Genomic DNA, 15,559 nt, shown 5'->3' on the forward strand with positions numbered 1-15,559 from the left:
ATATGGCATTTCAGATCATGTTAAACGTGCTAATAGCAGTGACATGGATGTTCTTTTATTCGTCTTTTACATCCTCCCGCTTTATTGTAGGTTACTTGCTAGGCGCATTACTAATACTATTATTTAGACGTTTCTTCAAAGATAGATTTTATTTACTTGTAGTTTGGGCAGTGATTAAGTTAGTCATTCTGTTCTTTAAAGAGTTGATTTTAGCCAATGTGGATGTATTGAAGCATATTATTCGTCCGAAGTTAACAATTACTCCAGGGATTTTTGCAATGGAAACAAAGTTGTCATCCGATTGGGAAGTAACACTCTTAGCGAATCTCATTACATTAACACCTGGGACTCTAGTGGTAGATATCTCTGATGATAATAAAACTCTCTATATCCATGCTATTCACCTTCCAGATGCTGATGAAGCGATAAACGGTATCCGAAATACGTTCGAAAAGGCAATCTTGGAGGTGACAGGTAAATGACCGGAGTATTTATGGGAGCACTAATTGTTTTGACAATTTCAATAATGATGCTTGTCATACGAGTAGTAAAGGGTCCTACAACACCTGATCGAGTAGTTGCATTGGACGCTATTGGAGTCTTGCTAATTGCAATTATAGCTGTGCTTTCTATGTTGCTTTCTACTTATGCATTTTTAGATGTCATCATTTTGCTTGCTATATTAGCATTTATAGGTACAGTAGCTTTTGCGAAATTTATCGAGAGAGGGGTAATTATTCAACATGATCGTAATAAATAGTCTAATTATTATCCTCACTATTTTAGGTTCGTTATTTGCTCTCTTAGCCGCAGTTGGAGTATTGCGTTTTCCTGACGTTTACACGAGAAACCATGCTGCTTCTAAGAGCGCCACTTTAGGAATTACATGTATACTTCTTGCTACATTCCTTTACTTTTGGTTTGTTAAAGGGGAAGTGTTCACATCTACTCTATTAGGTATTTTCTTCATCTTACTAACTGCTCCTGTAGCAGGACAATTAATTGCCCGTGCTGCCTATTATTCTGGCGTAAAGCTTTGGGATAAGAGTGGTAGAGATGATTTAAAAGAGAAAGCAAAGGCTTATCAAACGGAGCATTGAGCACATTTTCATGAAAGATAGGAAAAAAGAGTGTAGCGTCATAAGCTACACTCTTTTTTTCGTTACTGCCATTGTACAGCGACTTAAGCAGACTAATTCACCTTTATCATTCTTAACTTCTATTGTCCATACATGTAATGATCTGCCTTTATGTTGTAAAGTAGCGATAGCAGTTACACTACCCTCTCGTACAGATTTAATATGATTGGCATTAATTTCTGCGCCAAAGCAGATTTCCTCTTCAAGATTGATAATTCCTGCCGAACCAATGCTCGCTGCCGTTTCAGCTAGTGCTACGGACGCACCACCATGTAGAAATCCAAATGGCTGGACGTTTCGCTCTGATATGGCCATGGATATTTCCACTGATGTCTCCGTTTGCTTTACTAATTCCATTCCCAGTGTCCCCATTAACGTTTGTTCCCATTTTAACATTTCTGAAGCCCTCCCCTTTATGAATAAAGCAAGCCTTTGATTACATAAGTATATCGTAAATAAACGACTAACACATATGGTGAATTGAAAGGAGCAACTCATGAACTATCGGAGTCGGTATTATTATCGTCCTTTTCCAAGACAAATGTTTCCTCCTGTATCGGTTGATCGATTTCAACAATCAGCGAATGAAAGTCTTAGTATGTGTGTTCAATTAGAACAGTTGTGTAGAAAGATTGCTAACGATGCTTCTTTTGCCAAGCAAGTGAAGGATGCTGCGCAGCAATCCCAACAAAAGGAAGTGGAAAGATTAATTAGTACAGTCATCACTTTCCCAAAAGATGTTCGTTTTACACCTGATGGGCTTGTAATTGAAATGGAAACAAAAAAAGAGGCTAGCCAGCCCCCTTTAGGTAGAAACTCTATTTCACTTCGATGGTAGTAACTTGTTAAACGTATGATGCTACATCGTCTAATTGTTTTCAATATAACTAATACGAAGATTTCCAACTCTATCAGACAATTGGGCCACGAAAAGTCATTGAATTAAAATCTCCATACTTTTGAATCTTTGTTTCCTTACCTTTATATGCAAAAAGGACAGAACCGTATAGGTATCTGTCCTTTTTTAATAGATTAAAGAATAATAGCTGCTAACCATCCAAAAATGATTAATGGAATATTGTAGTGTAAAAATGTCGGCACACACGTATCCCAAATGTGATTGTGTTGACCATCAATATTTAAACCTGCTGTAGGTCCTAACGTACTATCAGATGCTGGAGATCCTGCATCTCCTAGTGCAGCTGCAGTACCTACTAGAGCAATAGTAGCCATTGGGCTAAACCCTAATTCTAAACATAAAGGCACAAAGATAGTAGCTATAATTGGGATTGTAGAAAAAGAAGAACCAATTCCCATTGTTACAAGTAAACCTACAATTAGCATTAGTAACGCACCTAATGATTGATTGTTACCAATCAAATCAGCGGACGCCGTAACTAACGTTTCTACATCGCCAGTAGCTTTCATTACTTCCGCAAATCCAGCTGCTGCAATCATAACAAAACCGATGAATGCCATCATTTGCATGCCTTTTGTTAATAACTGGTCAGCTTCACTCCACTTTACAGCTCTCGTTATATATAACAGTGTAATACCAGTTAATGCAGCGGCAATCATGCTATCTGAAATTATTTGTACTACTAATGTAGCGGCAATAGCAAGTATGGATGCAAATATACCGAAACTTGTGTAATCACTTTGTTCTTCTACGCTATCTTGTTGGAAATTAGAATTAGCATAATTTCTTGGTTTACGATAACTAAAGAAGATAGCTACTAGCAACCCAAGGAACATTCCACCTACTGGAATAGCTAAAGCAAAAGGAATATCACTCGTGCTGATTTCTAACCCGTTAGATTCAAGATTAGCAGCTAATATGTCCTGTTGAAAAATCTGACCAAATCCAACTGGTAGTAAAATATATGGTGCTGTTAAACCAAATGTAATAATGGTTGCAATTAATCTACGGTCCACTTTCAATTCATTTAAAATTTGTAAAATTGGTGGAATAAATAACGGAATAAATGCAATATGAATCGGAACTACATTTTGAGATAAACATGAGATAAGTAAAATAACAAAGAAAATAAGTGCTTTAGGCAATGCCTTCGAACGATTTTCACCGTTACGTTGGATAACCGATAAAACTAATTCAACTAACCTATTAGGTAAGCCTGTTCTAGAAATAGCAACTGCAAAGCCCCCTAAAAGAGCATAACTCAACGCAACAGTTGCTCCTCCGCCTACTCCTCCTGTAAACGTTGTAATCGTTTCATTTACGCCTAACCCGCCTAAAAGACCGCCAATAGCTGCTCCAGCTATTAATGCAAAAACAACGTTTATACGTAAAAGAGATAATAGAAGCATAGCTAAAACTGCAATAACTACTGCATTCATATATGGTGACTCCTTTCAAATACTTTAGTCTGATAAATTAGTAGAGTATTAAAATACGTTCATTACCTTATCACATCCATTATTAATAGGTCAATACAAAAAAGCTACCAAGTTCAACTTGATAGCTTTTTTAGATTATTTAATTGGTTCAAACTGCTCCGCTAGAAGTGCCAACGTACGAACCATTACCCCCGTTGCACCAGCTGGCCCTAGAGTATGAGGAGCTCTAGTAGTAGCAGTACCAGCAATATCTAAATGCACCCAAGGAGTTTCTTCAGCAAACTCTCCAATAAACGCACCTGCCATAATGGCATGCCCTTCTCTACCAGGAGAATTATTTAAATCAGCTACTGCACTCTTTCGTACACGCTGTTTATCTTTTTCTGTAATCGGCAACCTCCACATAAACTCCCCTGCTTCAAATGAAGCTTCTACAACTTGTTCAAAGAAAGTTTCATGGTTTGTCATAGCCCCTGTTGTATCATTTCCAAGAGCAATGATCACTCCACCTGTCAACGTTGCTACGTCTACTAGAGCATTAGCTCCGTGTTGCTTCGCATACGTTACGGCATCAGCAAGTACTAAACGGCCTTCTGCGTCCGTGTTTAGAACCTCAATCGTTTTACCACTCATACTAGTTATAACGTCATCAGGCTTAAATGCATTGCCGCTAATCATGTTGTCTGTAGATGCAATGACTGCTAGAACATTTTGAGTAGGGCGTAATTCACCAATCACCTTCATCGCCCCTAAAACAGCAGCAGCTCCGCCCATGTCTGTTTTCATGCCTACAATGCCGTCTTTTGGTTTAATAGAATAGCCACCAGTATCGAACGTAATCCCTTTTCCAACTAGGGCAAGTGGATCTTCCCAAGTTTCTTTCCCTTGATATTTTAAGACAATCATCTTAGGAGGCTCCGTAGAACCTTGGTTTACTGCTAGAAATGCTCCCATTCCTAATCTTTCAAGGTCTTCCTTTTCTAGTATTTCTACTTCTAGATCAAGTTCTTTTGCCATCTTAACTGCTTTTTCTGCTAAAGCTGTAGCAGTTAAAATATTTGCTGGCATGTTGACTAGGGTACGGGCAAAGTTCGTTCCACCAGCTAAAGCAGAACCTACAGCTAGACTAGCTTTTACTTCTTCAAGATCCGCAGACGTTAAAAATTCAACAGCTTCAATAGTTAACGTACCTTGATCATCTTTTTGCTTGTAGACCACAACATTATACGTAGAAAGATAAAAAGCTTCTGCAAATGCTTCCGCCACATCCGCTTCTGTCAGGTTATCTGTTGTAAACGTACGTAAATCCAGGCTAATAGAAGACAACTTTTGTTGCTTTAAATACTTACCTAGCTTTCCAAATTGCTCCACTAAAGTATCAAATGATACATCAGCACTTTTGCCTAATCCCAAGAAAAATAACCTTGGACAAGGTAATAATTCCATCGTATGTACTTTATGTATAGATCCCTTTTTAGCTGTTATGTCTCCAAGTTTCACAAGGTTTGTCAATCGCCCTTCCATTACTTCATCTAATGGTTGAAGCGCACCTGCGAACTTTTCTGGTTTTTCGAACAATCCCGCTACTAGCCCTTCTTGCGGAAAATATCCTTCTTGAACCTTACTTACTTTAAACATGTACAACACCTCCACTATACATTGTACTAAAAATGTCACCACCTCGCACTTATGTTGTCTTTAATTTTCAGAATATAATAAATTTAAAAAGGAAAAATACATATTTGCAGTATTCAACACTATTATTCAAATAATGAAACTATTCTATGTTATACTAGACTACAAAGTACGTAAGGGAGAATGATTGATACAATGGATGTTTGGCTTAATGTACCAATTCTGGCGAGCTTAATTGCTATCGCTTTCGCTCAAGTAGTAAAAGTACCATTACAGTTTATCGGTACAAGAAAATTAGATTGGCAACTTGTAACTTCAACAGGCGGAATGCCAAGTTCTCACTCAGCAGCCGTTACCTCTTTAGCGACAGCTGTAGGTCTACAAGACGGTTGGACTTCTACTACATTTTCTGTAGCTGTCGTGTTCGCTATTATTGTCATGTTCGATGCAACAGGAGTTAGAAGACAAGCTGGAGAACAAGCCATTGTCTTAAATCAACTAATGAGTGACTTCCAACGAATCGTCAATGAAGCAAAAGATTGGCAGAAAAAAGAAGGTGCCGAGAAGCAACAAGAGCTAAAGGAATTGTTAGGTCATAAACCTATTGAGGTTTTCTTTGGAGCATTGACAGGTATTGGAATAGGTATCCTTGTTCATTTATGGTTGTTAGGTTGAAAAAGCGAAGTCAGATGACTTCGCTTTTCTCCATTATTAAAGGTCTTTTTTCTTCTTAATTTGCTGACGGAATACCTGCATAGATTCGTTCTCATTTAAAACACGGAGATCTTCCTCTGTCAACTTACCTTCTCCACGCTTCACTACGTAAACTTCTACAGACTTCTTACCCCATTCTGCATACACTTCTTCCACTGTATCAAAATATAAATCAATCTTATTGCCCTTGATAGCTCCACCTTTGTCCGCTACCACGCCAAACCCATAGTCTGGTATGTAAAGGATTGTTCCCAAAGGAAATACGGATAAGTCAGCCGCAACAGTTGAATAGAGATCTCTTTTTACCTTTACGCCTGAATACGTAATGCCGTAAGAAGGATGGCCAACTGTCTTCCCTGTAGATTCAATTCCCGCAGTATATCCTGTTGCAGTTACTGTTTGGCTCGGATACTGGTCCCAATTTTGCTCCTCTAGAGTTGGGATTCTAGCTGCTGTCTCCACACTTGAAGAAATGAGTGTACCTGTGCTAACAAAAGATTGTAAACTCTTCATCGCAGAACGGAACATACGGAACGGTTTTTCCGATTCTTCTTTATCTCCATCATAGGCACTAGTTGTCTTTATCGGCATTGCTTTAACTCCAGAGATACTCTCAAAAGTAGAGAAACAAGCTAAAATTACTAACATAGTCATTACTATTCTTTTACACATAATTCGCATTCTTTCATCTCCTCCTAAACTAGTCGTTCCCAAATTAAGAGGAGTTCATACAAATTTCTTTTCGTTTTCAGACTTTTGTGGTTAATTTTATGATGTTTTTTTGAAGTAACCATGCGGCTTCTTCGACTTGCCGTATACTTCCCACTCCTGGTCCGGCGGCTTCTCCGCTTGCCGCATACTTCCCACCCCAGGTCCGGCGGCTTCTTCAACTTGCCGCATACTTTCCACTCCTTGGCCTGCGGCTTCTTCAACTTGCCGCATACTTCCCACTCCTGGTCCGGCGGCTTCTCCGACTTGCCGCATACTTCTCACTCCTGGACCCATGGCTTCTACGACTTGCCGCAGTATCTCTATCTCTTACTCCCAAAGTGAAATAAAGAAGCCAAAAGAAAACTCAGTAAGTTTCCTTTTGGCTTCTTTATTTCACCTAAAACATTCGATAGCCTTGAGCACGTAACCACTTCATGACAAGCCCAGCTACAATAGCTCCAAATAACCCAAAACTTAAAATTAAAATATCCGCTGTTGCTAATGATTGAATACTTTTTCCTAAAGAAGAAAATGACGCTCCTGGCTCACGAAAATATTCAATAAATCGCACCTTATCCACTATAAATAAAACTATTACTGGATAAACAACTGCCATAATCCAAGTCATTCGTAAAAGCATATTCAATAAGAAACCGATTCCAAAAAATAATACAAAAAAGAGCAGCATCGAAATCATCAGCTCTGGTAAAGACATTTGCACAAAAAACACCTCCACTAAACCTATCATAAGTTTAATAGAGGTGATTCAAGTGGTCAAACACTATTTCCAACTGTTAATAAATTGTTCATTTTTTTGTAGTTTTTACTAAGAATTTTTTTCGAGAGTAAGATTCACCATTTCCTGATCCGTGACATTCTGGACATGTTTCCGTTCCACCAAGCACTAACTGAAAGTATCCTTTTCCTCCACAATATGGACAACTAGGGGTAGAAACAGATGTCTTCCGTTGCATCGTGATCTCTCCTTTAAATTTCTTAATTTTCTGATAATATAACACGTATCGATTCAGTTGGAAAACACCCAATAAGCTAATGAAAGCGTGTACATATGTAAAATACTCTCATTTATTCACTATCTTTTAGTTTTTCTTTATGATTTAAAAATAGTCTAGTGCCACTAATTACAAAGTAGACTCATCTAGTTACAAGCCACATCACGTGGCTAACAATGAGTTGTTATTGGTGACGTAACAAAAAAAAGCTGTTCGTACATTTACTAATCAAATGTACGAACAGCTTACTTCACTTACATAAATTTAAATTTACCTTTTTTAAATACAAGTCCAGGTCCACCAACCATGAATAATGCACGGTTATCAACCATTTTCTTCATGAATGATGCACTTGTACCGTATAGTTTCTTACCGAAAACTAATCCGATTGCATCGTCTTCACCTAAAGAACAAACTGTACCTTTAAGATCAGGAGTAAAGCTAGCTAAATCGTTGTTCCCTTTTAATAAAGCAGCAACGTTTTTCGCTGTTAACTCACCTTGTTGCATAGCAATTTGTGCTGTTGGAGGGTAAGGACGATTAACTTCTTCGTTAATCATAAGAGAAGAATCACCGATGATGAATACTTCGTCATGCTCGATTGAACGTAGATCAGGACGTACTTTTACACGTCCACGCATGTTCTCAAATCCAGCTTTTTCGATAACTGGGTTACCACGTACACCAGCTGCCCAAATTACTGTTGCAGACTTAATTTCTTCCACTTCGTCTTCACCTTTACCAACGATAACACCAGTTTCAGTTGCTTCTTTAACTGCTGTACCAATACGGAACTCAACGCCTTTTTTCTCTAATTGAGCTACTGCATATTTTACTAGTTCTTCATCAAATCCTGGAAGAACCATAGGAGCAGCCTCCACACAGATTAAACGAGTCTTCTTGTAGTCAATATCATACTCACGGCAAAGTTCCGGTACACGGTTAGCAAGTTCTCCAAGTAACTCAATACCTGTGAATCCAGCTCCACCAACAACAATCGTTAGTTTGCTGTCGTCTTTTACTTCGTCCATGTTGTATGAAGCAAATGCGTACTCAATATGTTCACGAATTTGACGGGAAGAGTTGATGTTTTTGATCATGAAAGCATGTTCATGTAAACCTGGGATACCAAACGTCTCAGGAATAGCACCTAGTCCAACTACTAAGTAATCATATTCTAGCTCTTCGCCGCTTCCCAGTAAAACTTTCTTCTCTTCACGCTTAATATCTTCTACTGTATCTTGAACAAATTTTACCTTATTGTTATCAATTACGTCACGAACTTGGTAGCGTACACGATCATGATGTAGCGTTCCTGCAGAAGCTTCATGTAACCAAGTTGTTTCATAATGGTAATCATCGCGATTAACTAACACGATTTCCGCTTCGCTTGTTGAAATTTGCTTTTGTAAACGAGTTACAGTCATTAGTCCGGCATAACCCGCACCTAGTACTACGATTCTTGGCTTTCTCACGGTATTCGTTCCACCTTTTTTTCTTATTTGATGACAGTAGTCTTATCTTCTACCTCATCATCTAGTTTTATTTGAAGGAAATAAAAAAAGTTTGTGATGAATTTCACGAGCATATGCACAAAATGACGAAATATGTCGTATCACATAAATTAGGCCCACGCTAAATTTTAGTCGTTTTATAACAACTTTTCAAGACATGATTCACAATTTGTCCAAGATTAAGCGTTTTTTTCATGAATAAAAAGTGAAAATAGTTGAATTCAGAATATTCTCATGTTTAAGGTATGAAAAAAGCGAAACATCGATATTCTATGGTAAGATTAATAAAAGAGATTAGGAGGGATTAGCTTGACGACAAATCAAACGATTCATGATATTACAGTTATCGGCGGTGGACCTGTTGGTTTATTCACGGCATTCTATGGTGGTATGCGACAAGCAAGTGTCAATATAATTGAAAGTTTACCTCAACTTGGTGGTCAACTATCTACTTTATACCCGGAGAAATACATTTATGATATTGCTGGATTTCCAAAAGTTAAAGCACAAGATCTCATTGATAATCTTTTACTACAAATGGAAAAATTCAATCCAACCATAACACTTAATGAGGAAGTGCTCTCTTATAAACGCTTAGAGGATGGATTAATTGAATTGACTACTTCTAAAAGTACACATTTAACTCGTTCCGTGATTATTACTGCTGGTAATGGAGCTTTTCAACCCCGCGGATTAGAATTAGAAGGTGCAGATCAATTTGAAGGGAAAAACCTTCATTACTTTATAAAAAATATGAATCAGTTTGCGAACCGTCATGTTGTAATTTGTGGTGGTGGAGATTCTGCGGTAGATTGGGCATTAATGTTAGAACCTATTGCAGCTTCTGTTACTTTAGTGCATCGTCGCGATAAGTTTCGTGCACATGAGCACAGTGTAGAGCTACTAAACAACTCTAGAGTAAAGCTTCAAGTTCCTTATGTACCCTTAGAATTGCAAAACGATGGAGAAAAAGTAACTGGATTAGTGGTAAAACATACAAAAGAAGACGAAACAGTTACCTTGCCAGTTGACGATCTAATCGTAAACTTCGGTTTTGTATCTACATTAGGACCTCTAAAAGATTGGGGATTAGAACTTCAACGCAATAATATTGTGGTGAATTCCAAAATGGAAACTAACATTGAAGGAATCTATGCTGCAGGTGACATCTGTACATATGATGGTAAAGTAAAGCTCATTGCTTCAGGATTCGGTGAAGCGCCTACTGCTGTAAATAACGCAAAAACCTACTTTGATCCAGGTGCGAGAGTGCAGCCAATGCATAGTACCAGTATGTTTGAATAAGAAAAGCTCCTAGCGTATTACGCTAGGAGCTTTTCTTATTCAACGATTAACAATCCTCTGGAGTACCTGCATTTGCAACCGTCCTAAAGGAAGACCCACAACCACAATTTGCTATAGCATTTGGGTTTTCAATCGTAAAGCCGCAGTCGCATACAGAATATTTGAGAACGTTGCTATATCAAGCTTTATAGTAATTTTTATGGATTGTTTTTGTTCATTAGGATTATTTATCTCACCAGTACATGACGGTGAATTTCAATAACCTAATTGTACCCAAACCGTCAACCAAGTGCAACAAGTATTTCCAGTTTAATGTGACTGACTATTGGCTTCAAATTCTGATAGTTCTTCAACCCATTTAATAAGTTCAGTTTTCAATTCTCTAACTGTACCTTTATCATGAACATTTAAATATACATATTTCTCATCAATGATATCTTCAGCAATTTCATCATCTTCTTCAAAACCCAAGTAAATTAATAATTGCTTGTAAAGATACCTTTCATTTTCGTTTCTATAATAATGTTCCATTACTTCTTCTGTCGTACTTCCATTAGGAAAAAAGTATTTTAAAGTACGTTCAAAATGTTCACTCATAAGCAAACTCTTTAACAAAAGCATTGGATATTTTTCTGTATCCATCTTTTTTATCTTCTCTATCTGATAATAATATTTATCCATCATTTCACCTCCTATTTCTTATTGTAGTTGAAATATTCGTAAACAAATTTGCTTAATTTCAGGCATAAAAAAAAGAACCCTTTACCGTTCTAAACTGCTGGAATAGTAAAGGGTTTTTTAAAATTAATATTCAATTACTAATAAATCATTTGTTCAGGTACTGCTTTAAATTAACTGGTGTTCTTCCATAAGTCAAAGCTTCATAAACTTCATACTGTTCAACTCGCAAAGGTATATAGTCAGCACCATGTGAAATCATGTTTAAAGATTCACCAGCACCAGTAATATAATTACGAACCTGCAAGCCTAGTTTTACTTTCAATGATTCAAGCTTCTTGTCAGGTTCAACCAGTTCTTTATATCTACCACTAATTTTTACAAGTGTATCAAGATAAGCTTGTTTTGCTTCAATCAGATCACGCTGAATAGATTGTAATTCCTTCCCCTTGTCCTTCGTAAGTTTCTTCTTTTCTTCTTCCAGTTCAGCAATAACTGCTTTAATATCATCTGTTTTATATTCCTGAATAAGATGCACTTCCTTTTCAGCTTGGCGAACCTGATCTTTCAGCTTGTCCACTTCTGCTTTACGTTCTTCAAAAGTTTCTTCTGAAACGTCACCAAGTAAAGCCATCTTATGGACATCCTGAAGAAGTGCTTCCTGTTCTTGCAGTTCAAAACGCATTGCAAGAAGCTTTTCTTCTTTCTGTTCCAATGCTTTCATATACTTTGTTTCTGTTTCATCCACCTTGTTAAATAGCTTGTTTAGTTTGTTTACAAATTTCATTGTATTATTCCCCTTTTCCATTCATTTTTTCAGTTAAATCAAGAACTGCTTTAGAAAGAAGCTGAACTTGTTCTTCAATTGGTAGTTCGTCACCATTCTCCCCTTGTCCAACTTCTTTTTCTTGTTGCTTTGTCTGTTCTCGTTGCTTTTCCAGTTCTTTTGCACGTTCTTCTGCTTGTTGTCGAACACCTTCACGAATGTAATACATAGCTGGTTTATCGTTTGCCATTGTCACCAGTTCCCCTTTCTATCCCTTTAATCTTGTAAGTAACCTTTTACGCTTTTCTTCAATTGTCTTTTCATCAGAACCTTTTGCTTCATCAGAAATACCTAGTGCTTTCATACGTTCCTTTTTATCAGCTTCAGCCACATATTCAAACGTATCCATAAACAATTCAACTTGTTTTGGTGTTGGATTCTGAAGATAAGCAAGTTTTAAAATGTGCTTCTTCATAGCTTGGAAAGCATCCCTTTCATCTGAAGGAATTACTGCACTTTGTACTTCATCCATATACTTTTTAAAATCTGCACTTTCTTGCCATTCGTACCATGTGGAAGTGGAAAGCCTATTTTCTTTACAGAACCCCCCAACAGTAAACCCTTCCAGCATCTTTGCTTTTACAAACTTCTTTGCAAGTTCGACTTGCTGAACACTTAAAGAAGCTGGTGGTTTTATTGCATTTACATGTTGTTCAGTTTTTTGTTCTGTATTGTTAAAACTCATTGCTTCAGTTCCCCCTTAATTGTTTGTATATAGCTTGAATTGTCTATCAGGAACACGTGACAAGTTCATCCATTTGTTTATTTTCTTCTGAACAGAATCTTTATAGAGTTCCGTTTCAATCATTCCAGTAACAAGAACAAGGGAACGTTTTAAATTTGGTTCTTTCTTGTTCAGTTCTCTTTGCAATTCTTCAAGATCAGAAAGCAATCTTGCTTTTTCTTGATTCGCTAAATTTCTGTAATGGTCTAAATGCAACATATTTCTTTCAAGTGCATATTCAGCATGATACATAAAGTCATAATTACGAATAAATACAATAATTTCTTCTGTGATAACATGAATAATTGCACTGTTTTCTTTGTGTGTTCCTTCTTCTATACAGTGCTGAATATATTGCAACTTCTGTAAGATCTCTGCTATTTGGTTGCTTGTGTACATTGGCATCCCTTATCCCCCCTATTCTTTTGTTTATACCGCTTTTCGTTTCTCCAACAATGCATTTATCACTGTTGCATCGTTGTCACTTATACCTTTTTCACTAAACAATGTAATGATTGCTTGTTCTGTTTTAGGTTGTAAGTTGGCAGTACCAGTTTCAATTTTTGAAATTAAAGAATTATGAACACCAATCAAGTGTCCAAGTTCTTGTTGTGATAACCCAAGCATTTGTCGGATATATTTTATCTGCAGCTTATTCATTCTTTAAACACTCCCCTTTTCTAATTTATTGAAAAAATCAATAACAAAAAAAGGTGCTGGGGTAACCAACACCTTTAAATATCTCTATATATAGGGATTTGAACTTTATTGAAAGTAAGACAAGTCACTAGTATTATTTTCATCTAACATGTTATCCAGCTGTTGAAATGACACAATTCGATTTTTCTTTACCTTACTTAGTGCATTCTCTAGTTTTGTCTTATTAAATTTACAGTTCTTAAATAAGATCATCAGAACTTTAATTTTACCAATAAATTTATTTGTTAATTTAGATTTTATTTTAATTCGTATTAAAATTTGTTCGTAATAATTTGCTATCTGTAAAAAGACTAGTAATGGAAAATGACTAATCAACAAAAATTCTAGGGTTATCTTCTTCCAAAAAATCACTTCTTTGGCATCAGAAACATGTGAAAAGAATCCCTTAAAAGCAAAGATAAATATTAAAACACCAAGAAACACAAGTATCCAATTAAAAAAAGTCTTTACTGCTTGATACTCAGGTTTATATTCTGCTACGGCAATCAACATTGTAATAAATACAGATACAAGAACTAAAATTAACTCTATACCTATATTAAAAGTGTATTCATTTATAATAAACATCGGAACAATACTGAATTTAAATAATCCAGTTATCATGTCCGCTACATCAATTTTGTTGTATTTAGTAACAACCTTATAAATCATTGGCAATAATCCAAACAAAATAAGTTTTAAATAATCTTTGAATAAATCCCATCCTTGAATATAATCAATTCGTTCATACCAATAAAACGCACCTAATATGTAAAGTACTGTCGCTATCATAAAAGGGTGTTTAAGTACGTTAAGGAGTGATTTGAATACATTAATTATGCTATTATAACCATCCCCTTTTTTACCCAGTATCACCAAAACGAAGACTAGAAAAATAGTAAACCAAATTATTATTGCGAGTTCCCTAGTATTAAATAAGATAAGACTTCACCCCAGACCTATATATACAATATTGTATCATAGAAAAATACATTTATTGTAATTTGGTGTGTATTTGTTTAACACCCAAACCCTAACCGACCAGCCCCCCATCCCCCCATGTACCCCCCTAAATTTTTATGTAAATTGTTTTTGAACATTAATATTCAACTTCTTGTTCTGATCTTTACAGAAACTTTTATTTATTTTAAATCTGATTGAATGGAACACGAACCACTAAGACCACCAGTATAAGGAAGGGAACACGAATTACAGTAACGGTGTAATGCTGGTTCATACTGCATACTGTTCCCCTGTTTATTCGTGTTCCTTTATGGAATATGTACCAGTTACCTATCATTAAACCAGTAGTATCTTCAGAAGCTTCAGGTGCTTCTGTATGGTGTTCTATATACCCCCTGAATAATAATAAGGACACCCCCACCTTATTTAAAAAGCATGTACCCCCTTTATTTTTAAACCAGTACCCACTGAATAAAAAGAGATACCCACCCCCTTTTTAAGAAAGCGTGTAACATTACGTGCGTTAAAGTTACTTTGTTACACCTGTTTCTTCAGTGCTGATTTAATAGGGTTTGTCATGTAACAAAAGTATGTAACAAAAAACAGATGTAACACTTTACACTTATTACCCTTTTTGTTACACTTTCATTAATCACTTAACAAAGGGAATGGTACATAATGATATTTGCTTACATGCGAGTAAGTACAGAAGAACAAAGACTTGATAGACAAGAACAAGCATTAAAAGAAGCTGGTGCTGAAAAGGTATTCTTTGAAAAGATTACTGGAACAAAGAAGAACAGACCACAATTAAACAAGATGCTGGAACAGTTACGAAAAGGCGATACTGTCATAATTACAGATTTAACACGTTTATCAAGAAGTACAAAGGATTTAATTGAACTGGTTGAACTGTTTGAAGAAAAAGGTGTGAACCTGAAAAGCCTAAAAGAAAGCTGGTTGGACACGACCACACCTGAAGGAAAGCTTATGTTTACAATGTTTTCAGGTTTGGCACAATTTGAACGTGATTTAATCAGTCAAAGAACTAAAGAAGGTTTGGAAGTAGCAAGAAAGAAAGGTAAACAGATTGGAAGAAAGGCAGTTGATGCTGAAGCACTGGAATATGCTTTTCATCTAATTGATAAAGGTAACAGTATAAAAGATACTGCTGAAAAGATCGGTGTATCTCGTATGACTTTACACCGTTATTTAAAGAAACGAGAAGAAGAAGCTGAACAGAAGGAACTGGTGCAATAGTGAAGCACTGGTTTCTTTTT

22 protein-coding genes and 1 pseudogene are annotated in these 15,559 nt (G+C 36.4%); 7 read left to right on the forward strand and 16 right to left on the reverse strand.

What is annotated here, in order from left to right; all coding sequences use genetic code 11:
• Positions 1 to 2: 2 nt before the first annotated feature.
• Genes G8O30_RS10520 through mnhG form a run of 3 tightly spaced genes read left to right on the forward strand, consistent with a single transcriptional unit; the run spans position 3 to position 1,100 of the window.
• Positions 3 to 482 (forward strand): Na+/H+ antiporter subunit E, encoded by a 480-nt coding sequence (locus G8O30_RS10520; RefSeq protein ID WP_239672019.1) that lies wholly within the window; start codon positions 3 to 5, stop codon positions 480 to 482.
• Positions 479 to 760 carry a Na(+)/H(+) antiporter subunit F1 gene (locus G8O30_RS10525; protein ID WP_239672020.1) on the forward strand — a complete coding sequence of 94 codons (282 nt, stop codon included), beginning with the start codon at positions 479 to 481 and terminating at the stop codon, positions 758 to 760. The genes G8O30_RS10520 and G8O30_RS10525 overlap by 4 nt, the downstream gene beginning before the upstream one ends.
• Entirely contained in the window at positions 744 to 1,100 is a 357-nt protein-coding gene (gene mnhG, locus G8O30_RS10530) for a monovalent cation/H(+) antiporter subunit G (protein ID WP_239672021.1), read from the forward strand. The genes G8O30_RS10525 and mnhG overlap by 17 nt, the downstream gene beginning before the upstream one ends.
• A gap of 45 nt (positions 1,101 to 1,145) precedes the next feature.
• Here the strand turns inward: mnhG and G8O30_RS10535 are convergent, their stop codons facing one another.
• A complete protein-coding gene (locus tag G8O30_RS10535; RefSeq protein WP_239672022.1) occupies positions 1,146 to 1,535 on the reverse strand; it encodes a PaaI family thioesterase in 390 nt (129 codons plus the stop codon).
• Positions 1,536 to 1,635: 100 nt separating this feature from the next.
• Here G8O30_RS10535 and G8O30_RS10540 point away from each other — a divergent pair, with 100 nt between their 5' ends.
• Positions 1,636 to 1,977 carry a YuzC family spore coat inner layer protein gene (locus tag G8O30_RS10540; protein WP_239672023.1) on the forward strand — a complete coding sequence of 114 codons (342 nt, stop codon included), beginning with the start codon at positions 1,636 to 1,638 and terminating at the stop codon, positions 1,975 to 1,977.
• Between the two features lie 194 nt (positions 1,978 to 2,171).
• On the opposite strand, the gene G8O30_RS10545 is transcribed toward G8O30_RS10540, so the two are convergent.
• Both G8O30_RS10545 and G8O30_RS10550 read right to left on the reverse strand, forming a co-directional pair.
• Positions 2,172 to 3,497, reverse strand: a complete 1,326-nt coding sequence (locus tag G8O30_RS10545; protein ID WP_239672024.1) for a Na+/H+ antiporter family protein — start codon at positions 3,495 to 3,497, stop codon at positions 2,172 to 2,174.
• Between the two features lie 135 nt (positions 3,498 to 3,632).
• Entirely contained in the window at positions 3,633 to 5,135 is a 1,503-nt protein-coding gene (locus G8O30_RS10550; RefSeq protein WP_239672025.1) for a leucyl aminopeptidase, read from the reverse strand.
• A gap of 192 nt (positions 5,136 to 5,327) precedes the next feature.
• Here G8O30_RS10550 and G8O30_RS10555 point away from each other — a divergent pair, with 192 nt between their 5' ends.
• Entirely contained in the window at positions 5,328 to 5,807 is a 480-nt protein-coding gene (locus tag G8O30_RS10555) for a divergent PAP2 family protein (protein ID WP_239674541.1), read from the forward strand.
• Positions 5,808 to 5,843: 36 nt separating this feature from the next.
• On the opposite strand, the gene G8O30_RS10560 is transcribed toward G8O30_RS10555, so the two are convergent.
• The 5 genes from G8O30_RS10560 to G8O30_RS10580 all read right to left on the reverse strand — a co-directional run bounded on the left by G8O30_RS10560 (position 5,844) and on the right by G8O30_RS10580 (position 9,045).
• Positions 5,844 to 6,527: a 3D domain-containing protein gene (locus G8O30_RS10560; RefSeq protein ID WP_239672026.1), complete on the reverse strand. Its 684-nt coding sequence runs from the start codon at positions 6,525 to 6,527 to the stop codon at positions 5,844 to 5,846.
• A gap of 87 nt (positions 6,528 to 6,614) precedes the next feature.
• Positions 6,615 to 6,788 carry a hypothetical protein gene (locus G8O30_RS10565; RefSeq protein ID WP_239672027.1) on the reverse strand — a complete coding sequence of 58 codons (174 nt, stop codon included), beginning with the start codon at positions 6,786 to 6,788 and terminating at the stop codon, positions 6,615 to 6,617.
• Positions 6,789 to 6,954: 166 nt separating this feature from the next.
• Positions 6,955 to 7,278 carry a YuiB family protein gene (locus tag G8O30_RS10570; RefSeq protein ID WP_239672028.1) on the reverse strand — a complete coding sequence of 108 codons (324 nt, stop codon included), beginning with the start codon at positions 7,276 to 7,278 and terminating at the stop codon, positions 6,955 to 6,957.
• A gap of 85 nt (positions 7,279 to 7,363) precedes the next feature.
• On the reverse strand, positions 7,364 to 7,531 hold the full coding sequence (locus tag G8O30_RS10575; protein WP_239672029.1) for a YuiA family protein: 168 nt from the start codon (positions 7,529 to 7,531) through the stop codon (positions 7,364 to 7,366).
• Between the two features lie 293 nt (positions 7,532 to 7,824).
• A complete protein-coding gene (locus tag G8O30_RS10580; RefSeq protein ID WP_239672030.1) occupies positions 7,825 to 9,045 on the reverse strand; it encodes an NAD(P)/FAD-dependent oxidoreductase in 1,221 nt (406 codons plus the stop codon).
• Between the two features lie 348 nt (positions 9,046 to 9,393).
• On the opposite strand from G8O30_RS10580, the gene G8O30_RS10585 reads away from it, so the two are divergent.
• Positions 9,394 to 10,389: an NAD(P)/FAD-dependent oxidoreductase gene (locus G8O30_RS10585; protein WP_239672031.1), complete on the forward strand. Its 996-nt coding sequence runs from the start codon at positions 9,394 to 9,396 to the stop codon at positions 10,387 to 10,389.
• Positions 10,390 to 10,435: 46 nt separating this feature from the next.
• On the opposite strand, the pseudogene G8O30_RS10590 reads toward G8O30_RS10585, so the two are convergent.
• The 8 genes and pseudogenes from G8O30_RS10590 to G8O30_RS10625 all read right to left on the reverse strand — a co-directional run.
• Positions 10,436 to 10,537: pseudogene (locus tag G8O30_RS10590) on the reverse strand (iron-sulfur cluster assembly accessory protein); the annotation flags it as partial.
• Between the two features lie 161 nt (positions 10,538 to 10,698).
• On the reverse strand, positions 10,699 to 11,073 hold the full coding sequence (locus G8O30_RS10595) for a hypothetical protein (protein ID WP_239672032.1): 375 nt from the start codon (positions 11,071 to 11,073) through the stop codon (positions 10,699 to 10,701).
• A gap of 142 nt (positions 11,074 to 11,215) precedes the next feature.
• Positions 11,216 to 11,854 carry a hypothetical protein gene (locus G8O30_RS10600; RefSeq protein ID WP_239672033.1) on the reverse strand — a complete coding sequence of 213 codons (639 nt, stop codon included), beginning with the start codon at positions 11,852 to 11,854 and terminating at the stop codon, positions 11,216 to 11,218.
• A gap of 4 nt (positions 11,855 to 11,858) precedes the next feature.
• Entirely contained in the window at positions 11,859 to 12,083 is a 225-nt protein-coding gene (locus G8O30_RS10605) for a hypothetical protein (protein WP_239672034.1), read from the reverse strand.
• 18 nt (positions 12,084 to 12,101) lie between these two features.
• Positions 12,102 to 12,578 (reverse strand): phBC6A51 family helix-turn-helix protein, encoded by a 477-nt coding sequence (locus G8O30_RS10610; protein ID WP_239672035.1) that lies wholly within the window; start codon positions 12,576 to 12,578, stop codon positions 12,102 to 12,104.
• A 15-nt stretch (positions 12,579 to 12,593) separates the two neighbouring features.
• Positions 12,594 to 13,022, reverse strand: a complete 429-nt coding sequence (locus G8O30_RS10615) for a hypothetical protein (RefSeq protein WP_239672036.1) — start codon at positions 13,020 to 13,022, stop codon at positions 12,594 to 12,596.
• Positions 13,023 to 13,046: 24 nt separating this feature from the next.
• Positions 13,047 to 13,277 carry a helix-turn-helix domain-containing protein gene (locus G8O30_RS10620; protein WP_239672037.1) on the reverse strand — a complete coding sequence of 77 codons (231 nt, stop codon included), beginning with the start codon at positions 13,275 to 13,277 and terminating at the stop codon, positions 13,047 to 13,049.
• A 105-nt stretch (positions 13,278 to 13,382) separates the two neighbouring features.
• The gene (locus G8O30_RS10625) at positions 13,383 to 13,988 is read right to left on the reverse strand and encodes a hypothetical protein (protein ID WP_239672038.1); all 606 of its coding nucleotides are present in this window, start codon (positions 13,986 to 13,988) and stop codon (positions 13,383 to 13,385) included.
• A gap of 969 nt (positions 13,989 to 14,957) precedes the next feature.
• Here G8O30_RS10625 and G8O30_RS10630 point away from each other — a divergent pair.
• Positions 14,958 to 15,539, forward strand: a complete 582-nt coding sequence (locus G8O30_RS10630; RefSeq protein ID WP_239672039.1) for a recombinase family protein — start codon at positions 14,958 to 14,960, stop codon at positions 15,537 to 15,539.
• Positions 15,540 to 15,559: the final 20 nt, after the last annotated feature.

The organism is Mangrovibacillus cuniculi, from assembly GCF_015482585.1.
In the GTDB taxonomy this organism is placed as follows: Bacteria; Bacillota; Bacilli; order Bacillales; family R1DC41; genus Mangrovibacillus; species Mangrovibacillus cuniculi.